The sequence below is a fragment of the Arcicella sp. GW458-12-2-14-TSB2 genome, from assembly GCF_059423785.1.
Window position 1 is genome coordinate 43,172 of record NZ_JBWKYN010000013.1, and the last position, 9,696, is coordinate 52,867.

At 36.9% G+C, this 9,696-nt stretch carries 6 protein-coding genes; 3 read left to right on the forward strand and 3 right to left on the reverse strand.

The features are described from left to right. Nucleotides 1–7 precede the first annotated feature (7 nt). The 3 genes from AC07XN_RS03410 to AC07XN_RS03420 all read right to left on the reverse strand — a co-directional run bounded on the left by AC07XN_RS03410 (nt 8) and on the right by AC07XN_RS03420 (nt 4,617). Nucleotides 8–1,069, reverse strand: a complete 1,062-nt coding sequence (locus AC07XN_RS03410) for an NAD-dependent epimerase/dehydratase family protein (protein ID WP_494742036.1) — start codon at nt 1,067–1,069, stop codon at nt 8–10. A gap of 24 nt (nt 1,070–1,093) precedes the next feature. Continuing rightward, the gene (locus AC07XN_RS03415) at nt 1,094–3,022 is read right to left on the reverse strand and encodes a KUP/HAK/KT family potassium transporter (RefSeq protein WP_494742037.1); all 1,929 of its coding nucleotides are present in this window, start codon (nt 3,020–3,022) and stop codon (nt 1,094–1,096) included. A gap of 215 nt (nt 3,023–3,237) precedes the next feature. Then, complete coding sequence (locus AC07XN_RS03420; protein WP_494742038.1) at nt 3,238–4,617, reverse strand: monooxygenase; 1,380 nt, start codon at nt 4,615–4,617, stop codon at nt 3,238–3,240. A gap of 309 nt (nt 4,618–4,926) precedes the next feature. Here AC07XN_RS03420 and AC07XN_RS03425 point away from each other — a divergent pair, with 309 nt between their 5' ends. The 3 genes from AC07XN_RS03425 (at nt 4,927) to AC07XN_RS03435 (ending at nt 9,565) form a co-directional block, all read left to right on the forward strand. Continuing rightward, nucleotides 4,927–7,878 (forward strand): M16 family metallopeptidase, encoded by a 2,952-nt coding sequence (locus AC07XN_RS03425; RefSeq protein WP_494742039.1) that lies wholly within the window; start codon nt 4,927–4,929, stop codon nt 7,876–7,878. Nucleotides 7,879–7,974: 96 nt separating this feature from the next. Then, complete coding sequence (locus AC07XN_RS03430) at nt 7,975–8,328, forward strand: YraN family protein (RefSeq protein ID WP_309924580.1); 354 nt, start codon at nt 7,975–7,977, stop codon at nt 8,326–8,328. 247 nt (nt 8,329–8,575) lie between these two features. Further along, nucleotides 8,576–9,565 (forward strand): toxin-antitoxin system YwqK family antitoxin, encoded by a 990-nt coding sequence (locus AC07XN_RS03435; protein ID WP_494742040.1) that lies wholly within the window; start codon nt 8,576–8,578, stop codon nt 9,563–9,565. The last annotated feature ends 131 nt before the right edge of the window (nt 9,566–9,696 follow it).

Here is a 9,696-nt window from a genome sequence, read left to right on the forward strand (position 1 = left end):
AATATTATTACTTCAATACATAAGCCAAAGCCTCCTCGTTTTCAGTAATCCATTCAGTAATTTCTGTCACAATTTGTTTTATCGAAATTTCAGGTTTCCAGCCCGTCAAAGCTGTTACTTTTGTATTGTCTGTTACATATAAACGAATATCAGCAGCACGATTTTCTGCTACTTTGCTAATTGGAATGGTTTTACCAGTTACCTCTTGACAAATCTGTGTAAGTTCTTGTAAAGAAGCACTTACTTCAACGCCTCCTCCAGCATTCAGAATTTCACCGTTTACAGTATCAATGTTATGAAGTTGGAAATCAATCAGTCTGTATAAATCTTTTACGTGTAGCATATCACGTGTCTGGCGACCAGAACCACCATAACCTATATATGCCAATTGCTGTTGCCAATAATGTTTAGCTACCCATAGCACCATCACACCTTGGTCTATTTTTCCCATTTGCCAAGGGCCAGTCAGCACGCCACAACGATTGATGACGGTTTTCATGCCATAAAATTCGTTGTATTCTTGAATCATCAATTCAGAGGCTAATTTAGTAGCCCCATATAATGACCTTGCACCATCCAAGGGGAAGTTTTCAGCTATGCCTTTTGATGAAACCCCACCGACTGACTGTTCATCTGACAACACAAAACGAGTTTCAGCTTCTTCAAAGTTCAGTTTTTCAATGGCTTTGATAGGATAAATTCTACTGGTAGATAGGAAAATAAACGCTGCACCACACTTTTTGGTATAGTTCAAGCAATTGATTGTTCCTACCAAATTTGTATTGATTAAGTAATCAGGCGTTCCTTCCAAACCTGCTAATACAGAAGGTTCAGCAGAAGATTCAATCACAAAATCAACCACTGGCAATGCATCAAAATCTTCTTTATTACGGATATCTCCGTGAACAAAAATGGCTCCTGCTTTCGCTAAGCGAGGCAAATTAAGTTCAGAGCCTTTGCGTTTTAAATTATCCAAACAGATTACCTCGTAAGTAGGATAATTCGTTTTAATATTAATAGCCAGAGAAGAACCAACAAAGCCTGCTCCGCCTGTGATAAGAATTTTCAAAATATCTAGATTTATAATTAAAACTTACTCTATTCTTTTTAATACTACGTTTTCAACTGGACGGATAATCAATGGTACTTTTTCTACTTTTACGGCACTGGTATCCAATCCAAACCATTTATCTTCCGAAGGCGTAAAATCTTTAATAAAGAAATAAGCCTTCATGATTAAGCCTTCCAGCAAGGATAATTTGTTATCAAACGATAGGAATTTCTCTAATACTACAAATCGGAAATCGCCAATGACATTTTGTTTGTTCAATGACTCATAACGAGAGGTAATATCCACTTCTCCTTTTTTCACCATATCCTCTACCACTTTACGGAAGTAAAGGTTAATGCGTTGTTCTACCCTGAAACCTAATCTAAAGTTTACTTTAATTACATCGTCGGGTTCTATCACACTTACTTTATATTCCATTGTATAAGGGTCGTCCATTGTATCTACGTGCACAAACCAATAAATATCTGCTCTTTTAGGGCGTTTTTGGAAGATAGAATAAATAATTTTAGATTCTATTTCGCTCGTTCTAGCCGCATTCGACATAAATACTAAGTGGGTAGCATATTTAGGAATACTCATATCTTGGCTCAGTTCCTTCAAAGGTTCTATATAATCAGCCAGTTTTACGTATTCTGTCAATCGCATTTTAATGATATTCGCCCTAAACCAAATCACCATCAATGCAATAATGGCGGAGGCAATAAATAGCGAAACATATCCACCATGTACAAACTTACGAAGATTAGCTACCAAGAATGCCCCTTCTATGGCTACGTAAACAATGATAAATCCTACAATCCACCACATATCAATTTTGCGTGTATGTAGGTAATAGGCCATCAATGCGGTAGTCATCAACATCGTCAGGGTAATGGCTAAGCCATAGGCAGCTTCCATATTGGCGGATTCTTTAAACCATAGCACAACCCCAACGCAACCTAGCCATAAGAAAACATTCATACTTGGCACATACAACTGTCCTTTTTGGTCTGAGGGATAATGCAAGCGAACCTTTGGCCAAAAGTTCAAACGGATGGCTTCTGAAACTAATGTAAACGACCCTGATATTAAAGCCTGACTAGCAATTACTGCTGCGGCTGTAGCAATAACAATTCCCCAAATCAAGAAATCTCCAGGCATTAATTCAAAGATAGGTTTACGACCATTCAAAAGTTCTCCGTTATGTAAAATGAGCCAAGCACCCTGTCCGAAGTATTGTAACAAAAGCGTTATTTTAACAAAAATCCAGCTAATCCTGATATTGCCACGGCCACAGTGCCCTAAATCTGAATACAATGCTTCTGCTCCTGTTGTACATAAAAAAACAGCTCCTAGTAACCAGAAACCACTTTCACCACCATGTGAATTTGTCAGCAAATCATAGGCATAATAAGGAGACAAAGCTTTTAGTACTGTCCAGTCCTTAGCAATCCACAGAATCCCAAAGAAGCCCAACATAGAGAACCACACTAGCATAATAGGCCCAAAGGCTCTACCTACTACCTTTGTACCGAAAATTTGGAACATGAATAATCCCGTAATAATAGCCAATACGATAGGTACCGTTTGGAGGTCAGGATATATTTTCAGCAATCCTTCAATAGCAGAAGCTACTGAGATAGGTGGTGTAATAACACCATCTGCCAACAACGTGGATGCTCCGATAACTGCTGGGAAAGTCAACCACTTAGCATGACGTCTCACCAAAGCGAAAAGGGCTAAGATGCCACCTTCCCCACGGTTATCTGCTCGAAGAATTAGGATTACATACTTGAAGGTGGTTTGCAGTGTTAATGTCCAAAAAATACACGAAAGCCCACCAAGGACTGTTCTTTCATCTATTGGCACATTCCCAATAATTGACTGCATTACGTAGAGTGGTGAAGTACCAATATCACCATAGATAATTCCCATCGCTACCAGCAGACCTGCTGCGGTGGCTTTGTCCATACTTTTATGTTCCATAAAAAGGAAGCCATTGTAACATCGATTGTTACAATTTTTTGTTGGTTAAGTAAAATTTATTCAAAAAAATGGCAAATTATTGTCTGTATTACAAGCAAATATAATACCTCTTCTGGATTATTTACATTATTCAAAAAAAGACCGCTCATTTCTGAGAAGTCTTTTTATAAATTTAGTTCCATTTCTAAGTTATTTTTTCTCTATTCTTCATAATAATAACCAAAAATAATATCCATTTCATCTTCGGATGTTAAGCCAAATGAGATCGTTTGGTTAGAGGTATTATTATAAGTAACCACCGACGTGAGTCCCTCTCCTTTTTTCAAGGCTATCGGTGTGGTATAATTAATCATCGCAGGATGTTCCCAGTCGGTACTCTCATACACTACTTCACCATTTCTTGTACCTCCCAATATTTTTATAACAAACTTTTGTCCATATTTATGATTATGCGATGTCAAAGCTACTACTTTTACATCTGCACTAAACTTAAAATCTTTCGTAATCGTAGTAACAGTTTTGGCGGGTAAACTAAAACTGGTATTATTAAAGTCAATTGTTTTTACAACATTTTTCACTTTTGATTTATCCACCGTATAAAGATTTACATTGTTTTCACCATAATGAAAATCAGTCGTTTTGTTGAAATAATGTGGATTTAAATCAACTGTCATGCCTGCTGGTAATAACAAAGCCGTTCCTTCAGGAAAAGTATATTCCTGACTAGCATTTGTTCCTCCACCCAAAAAAACATGGTTAGACATCTGTAAGGCTGTCACTAAATTCAAGGTATTATCAGGATTCCTTAAATCTCTAATAGTATTGATGGTTGGTAAATTACTCGGTGTTTTATCTCTAAAATCGTATAATACCATGTGGTGGCTATTGGTACGAGACTGGAATTTTAAACGGTTTACGTATATATCTGTAGTATTACCTACAGCCTTACGTACAAAAATCTCTCTCTCAAAATTGGGTTGAATCGAAAATTTTTCTACCTGCATCTGATACCCAGTAGCACCTTCTTGCTGAGGCGTTTGCATCGTTTTAAAATCATCAGTGCTAGAAACACTCGGTGTTTTATCATCCAACAATGTTTTATCGACAACATCTCCTGTTTTAGGCGCACCAGCTTCAATCCAGCGACGAACGAATTCTATTTGACCTACCGTAAGGGCCGTTCCACCCAAAGGCATTGGCGAACCATATTGTTTACCGCCATGATGCGATACATCCCAATTAAGTTTATGGTAAAATAAGCTTTCTAACGATTTGTATGGCTTTACTCTCAGGTGCCCATCTGCCTTAGAAAGTTCATTTTTGGGGACAACTCCTACTAAATTGGCAAAAGCTACTGATTTTTCTAAGACTAATCCGTGTTGAGCATAAGTGCCGTCTGAAGTAGAGGCATGGCAACCTGAAGTAGCACAAGTGGGCGTAATGATTCTATCTTGGATTAAGCTAAAGCTTGATGTTTCACTAGCTGGAGGATTATCATTTATGGCTTTTTTTGAACATGCTGTTATCAGCAGAAAGCCACTTGCTAAGATGATAATTGCTTGGTATATATATTTTTTCATGATTATTTTTGTTAGAGTTCTCTGCTTATACATTGCGAATAAAGATGGTTTTTATTCCATTGTTAAGATAACGGAAAAGATAGTAATTTATGTTGAGATTTTATCAGCTTTCACCAAAGAGCTTTTAATCTGTAGCACAAGTTTCTAACTCGTGCAAGATTACACCCATGCAACTTTTCTTATGAAATGAGCATCTTTTACAGTAAGGGGTAAAACTTTCAACTAACAATACCGTTTATCAAAAAACAATAGTTACTTTGTCAATAAATCTATTAATTGTTTCTTTTTACAAAATCCAACCTACTTCGCATGAAAAACCTTAGGTTATCTCTGCTGGGAGTCGTGTTATCGCTATTTCTAAACACTCTCGCATTTGCTCAAAAAACTTTTGACTGGAAAACAGCTTCTTCCGCGGGCTATACTTACAAGTACGTAAGTAACGACCCAATGAAAGCTCGTTTTTACACACTTTCTAATGGGTTGACTGTAATCCTTAGCGAAAACCACAAAGAACCACGTATTGCGGCATTAATTCCTACCCGTGCGGGTTCAAACACTGACCCTAGAACTAATACTGGACTTGCCCATTACCTAGAACACATGTTGTTTAAGGGAACTGACAAATTTGGTTCATTAGACTGGTCAAAAGAAAAACCATTGCTAGACCAAGTGGATGCATTGTACGAAAAGTATAATAAAACTACTGACTCGGCACAACGCAAAGCTATTTACAAAGAAATTGACCGTGTGTCGGGCGAGGCAGCTAAATTTGCTATCGCTAACGAATACGATAAAATGATGGCTTCGATGGGCGGACAAGGCACCAATGCTTTTACGTCTTATGAACAAACTGTTTATACAGAAGACATCCCTGCAAATGCTATCGACCGTTTCTTGAAATTACAAGGAGAACGCTTCCGCAATCCAATCTTACGTATTTTCCACACAGAATTAGAAGCTGTTTACGAAGAAAAAAATCGTAGCCTTGACAACGATGGTTGGAAAGTATATGAAGCTAGAAATGCTGCATTGTTTCCAACGCATAATTATGGACAACAAACTACTATCGGTACGATTGAACACTTAAAAAATCCATCATTAGTCGAAATTCGCAATTACTTCAAGAAATACTATGTGCCAAACAACATGGCTATTATTATGGTGGGAGATTTCAATTCGGATGTTTTAATCAAGAAAATTGAGGCTTCTTTCAAATACATGGTTAGCAAACCAATTGCTGAATACAAGCCAGCTCCTGAAGCACCAATTACTGCCCCTTTAGTACGCGAAGTGTTTGGCCCTACGCCAGATGCCCTTACTATTGCTTGGCGTTGGGCGGGTGCATTGAATACTAAAGAAAAAATTGTAGGGACAATCGTAGATGAATTGATGTCGAACTCAAAAGCGGGTTTGATAGATTTGAACTTAGTGAAAGCCCAAAAAGTATTAAGAGCAAGCTGTAGCCCAGAATGGAACAAAGACTATTCAGTTTGGCAAATGACGGGTTCTCCTAAAAAAGACCAAAGCCTTGACGATGTAAAAGCATTGCTTTTAGGCGAATTAGATAAATTGAAGTCGGGTAATTTTGACGAATCTATTATCAAAGCTATTGCCGCCAACTATAAATTAACGGCTATTCAGGGTTTAGAAAACAATTCTTCTCGTGCCTATAAACTTTTAGAAAGCTTTGTGTTGGATAAATCAAACAAGTGGGATAAAGATGTTGCCATCAACGATGCTTTGAGCAAAGTAACGAAGCAGGAAGTAATGGATTTTGCTAAAAAATACTGTGGTGATGGTTACGTAGTTGTTTACAAACGTAAGGGTACTGATCCTAATATTTCAAAGGTTGATAAGCCTGCGATTACGCCAGTGGAAGTAAACCGTGAGGCACAATCTGAATTTTTGAAAGATGTAAACACAACGGCAATGTCGAACATCGAACCAAAATGGTTGGATTTCAACAAAGACATTAAAAAAGGGAAAATTGGTGCCTTGGAAGCCCTAACGGTAAAAAATACAGATAATGACCTTTTCCGTTTGAGCTACCGTTTTGACATGGGTTCTTGGAATAGTAAAGTATTGCCTATTGCCCTTCAATATTTACAATTTGTAGGTACAGATAAAATGAATGCTGAGCAAATCAGTACAGCATTTTATCGTTTGGCTAGTAGCTTCAATACCTCTTATACCGACCACCATATTACTTTGGGAATGTCGGGCTTGAACGAAAACTTTGCTAAAACAGTAAGCCTTTTTGAAGATTTATTGACTAAATGCAAGAAAGATGATGCCGCTTTAGAATTACTAAAAGGCAGATTATTGAAACAAAGAAACGATGCTAAATTGAACAAAGGAGCCATCTTGCAAGGATTGGCTACTTATGCTTCGTTTGGTGCTAAAAACCCAAGAAATGCCTTACAGTTTACAGATGCAGAACTGAAAGCATTGAACGCGGATGACTTAATTAGCTTCTTACACGATTTGTTCTCATACAAACATACAATCATATATTATGGTCCAAAAACAGTGGAAGAACTGGCTGTGGCTTTAAAAGGTGCTCACCAAATTAATAGTACTTTCAAGGCAGATTTACCTTTAGTAGCAGATTTCAAAATGGAGTCGCCAACTAAGCCAGTAGTATTGTTTACTGATTATGACATGGTTCAGGCAGAAATCAACTGGGTTCGTCCTACGATTGCTTTTAATTCAGCCGAAACACCTATCGTAGAGTTGTACAACAACTACTTTGGTGGAGGGATGTCTTCTATTGTTTTCCAAACTATTCGTGAATCTAAAGCGTTGGCTTATTCAACGTATGCGTATTATCAGACACCTAATATCAAGGATGAAAAATACCGCATGATTGCTTACATTGGTACACAAGCAGATAAAATTCATGAGTCTATCGCTGGTATGGATGAGTTGTTGAACGATTTCCCATCGTCTGAAAAGAACTTGGAAACAGCTATAGCGAGCATGAAAAAGAATTATCAAACTGAGAGAATCACACAAGATAATATTATTTATACTTATCTAAGTGGCCTTGATAAAGGCGTAACTACAGATGAACGTCAGGCTATTTATAAGGCTTTAGATAAATTAAGCTTAGATGATTTAAAGAAATTTCAGGATACTTTATTAGCGAAAAAACCATATGCAATGTGTGTGGTGGCTTCTGAGAAAAAAGTAAACTTAGATACTTTGAAAAAATACGGAGAAGTTAAGAAATTGACTTTAGAAGAAGTATTTGGATATTAATTAGCTGTCGGCTTTCGGTCATCAGCTTTCGGCTATCATTTTTGATAACTGAAAGCTGATGACCGAAGACCAAAAGCATATAATCTACACACCCCTATGACACAACACCTTGAAACAGGCAAAAAAGCCGAAGACATTTCCGCCAATTTTCTAATAGAAAAAGGCTATCAAATCCTCCACCGAAATTACCGCTATGGGCGGGCTGAGATTGATTTAATTATTCGTAAAGGAATCTTCTTAGTATTTGTCGAAGTAAAATCCCTCACTAATACAAAATTTGGAATGCCCGAAATTGGCGTAAACAAACATAAGGTTGCGATGATAACCAAGGCTGCCGACTTTTATGTCTATAAAAACAACTGGCATCAACAGATTCGCTTTGATATTGTGGCTGTTGTTTTTAAAAATAACACTTTTGAGGTAACGCATTTTGAAGATGCATTTTATTAATTTTTCAGTAACACGAGTTTTCAACTCGTCAATGTTTTTTACGAGTTGAAAACTCGTGCTGCTGAAAGAATAATTACGCTATTCTTAGGATAGCATGAAAATGCTTATCTTTACCTATAAAAATAAATATATTCATATTTTCGTTTATAAGGACAACCATTTCATGTGGATGGCATGAGGGTATTGAATAATGCCCCGTGTGATTTACAATTCTTTTGATTCCATGCTTATTTTTTCACCCATAAAAATGAAGTCTCTCGTTTGCTTTTTAATACTTATATTTTCGTTTGCTTTCAGGATAACATTTGCTCAAACTGATGAATTCAAAACAAAAGCAAAACCAAAAACTGATAGTTCGGCCAAGAAAAAAGCGGGACTGCTGGGTGGATTAATACAGTCGGACATACTAGATAATGTTAAAAATGCGAAAAAATCGATTGAAGAGAATAAAGAAGAATTTAAAAAATTAGGCAATGATGTTGATGATTTAACGGCAGATTTAGGCTTGAAAATCCATAAATCAAAAAAGAAAAGTAAAGCCAAGAAAAAGCCAAAAGACGAATACGAAAACATAAAATTTGAAATACGCATTGGTGAATATGGCTCTGGAGTAAGATTGACTGTAGAGGAAATTCATGTATTACGAAACCCTGATGAAGCCGAACCAAGCATTTATGCTAAGGAGATTTGGTGGTATGACCCTAAACTTAGAAGGGTAACGAATGTGCCTAGAAAAGATAAAAACTACGGAGAGATTTGTCATGGCCCTTATAAAAAGTATGTAAATGATGAGTTGGTTGAAGAAGGCTCGTTTTATGTGGGTGTAAAAGATGGACGTTGGGAAACTTATAACCAAGACTATATTCTACTATCGAAAGAAAAGTATAAAAGAGGTTTTTTAGCAGATTCGAAGGTCAGCTATTACGATAAAGCTGAAACAAAAATCAAAGAAGTAATTCCTGTACGATTCAATAAAGTAACGGGCGATTATCGCTCTTTTTATGAAGGTGGGCAGCTAAAAGAGGAAGGCAAATTTGATGATAGTGTGAAGGTGGGACGTTGGCGAGAATACCATCAGTTTGGAGCAATGGGGCGTTTGAAAAAAGAGACTTTATACGCCAAAGATAAATTTGATAATTCCGAAGCGGTGGTACTGCAAGAGCGAGATAACAAAGGAAAAATCATTTACGAAGCTCCTAAAGCGAAGAAAAAACCTGAGGATGAAGAAGAGAATTGATAGCGTTTAGGAGTTTAAGGTTTATGAGTTTAAAGTTTAAAATGTCTATAGCTATGTACTTAAGTGTTACTGAGTACGTACAAGCAAATTAAAAAATTGACAATAAAAATCACTAGCGAGGGAATTAATTC

Coding starts and splice junctions, on each gene's coding strand:
- AC07XN_RS03415 (WP_494742037.1), bottom strand. CDS start 3,022: ATGGACAAAGCCACCGCAGCAGGTCTGCTGGTAGCGATGGGAATTATC.
- AC07XN_RS03425 (WP_494742039.1), top strand. CDS start 4,927: ATGAAAAACCTTAGGTTATCTCTGCTGGGAGTCGTGTTATCGCTATTT.
- AC07XN_RS03420 (WP_494742038.1), bottom strand. CDS start 4,617: ATGAAAAAATATATATACCAAGCAATTATCATCTTAGCAAGTGGCTTT.
- AC07XN_RS03430 (WP_309924580.1), top strand. CDS start 7,975: ATGACACAACACCTTGAAACAGGCAAAAAAGCCGAAGACATTTCCGCC.
- AC07XN_RS03435 (WP_494742040.1), top strand. CDS start 8,576: ATGAAGTCTCTCGTTTGCTTTTTAATACTTATATTTTCGTTTGCTTTC.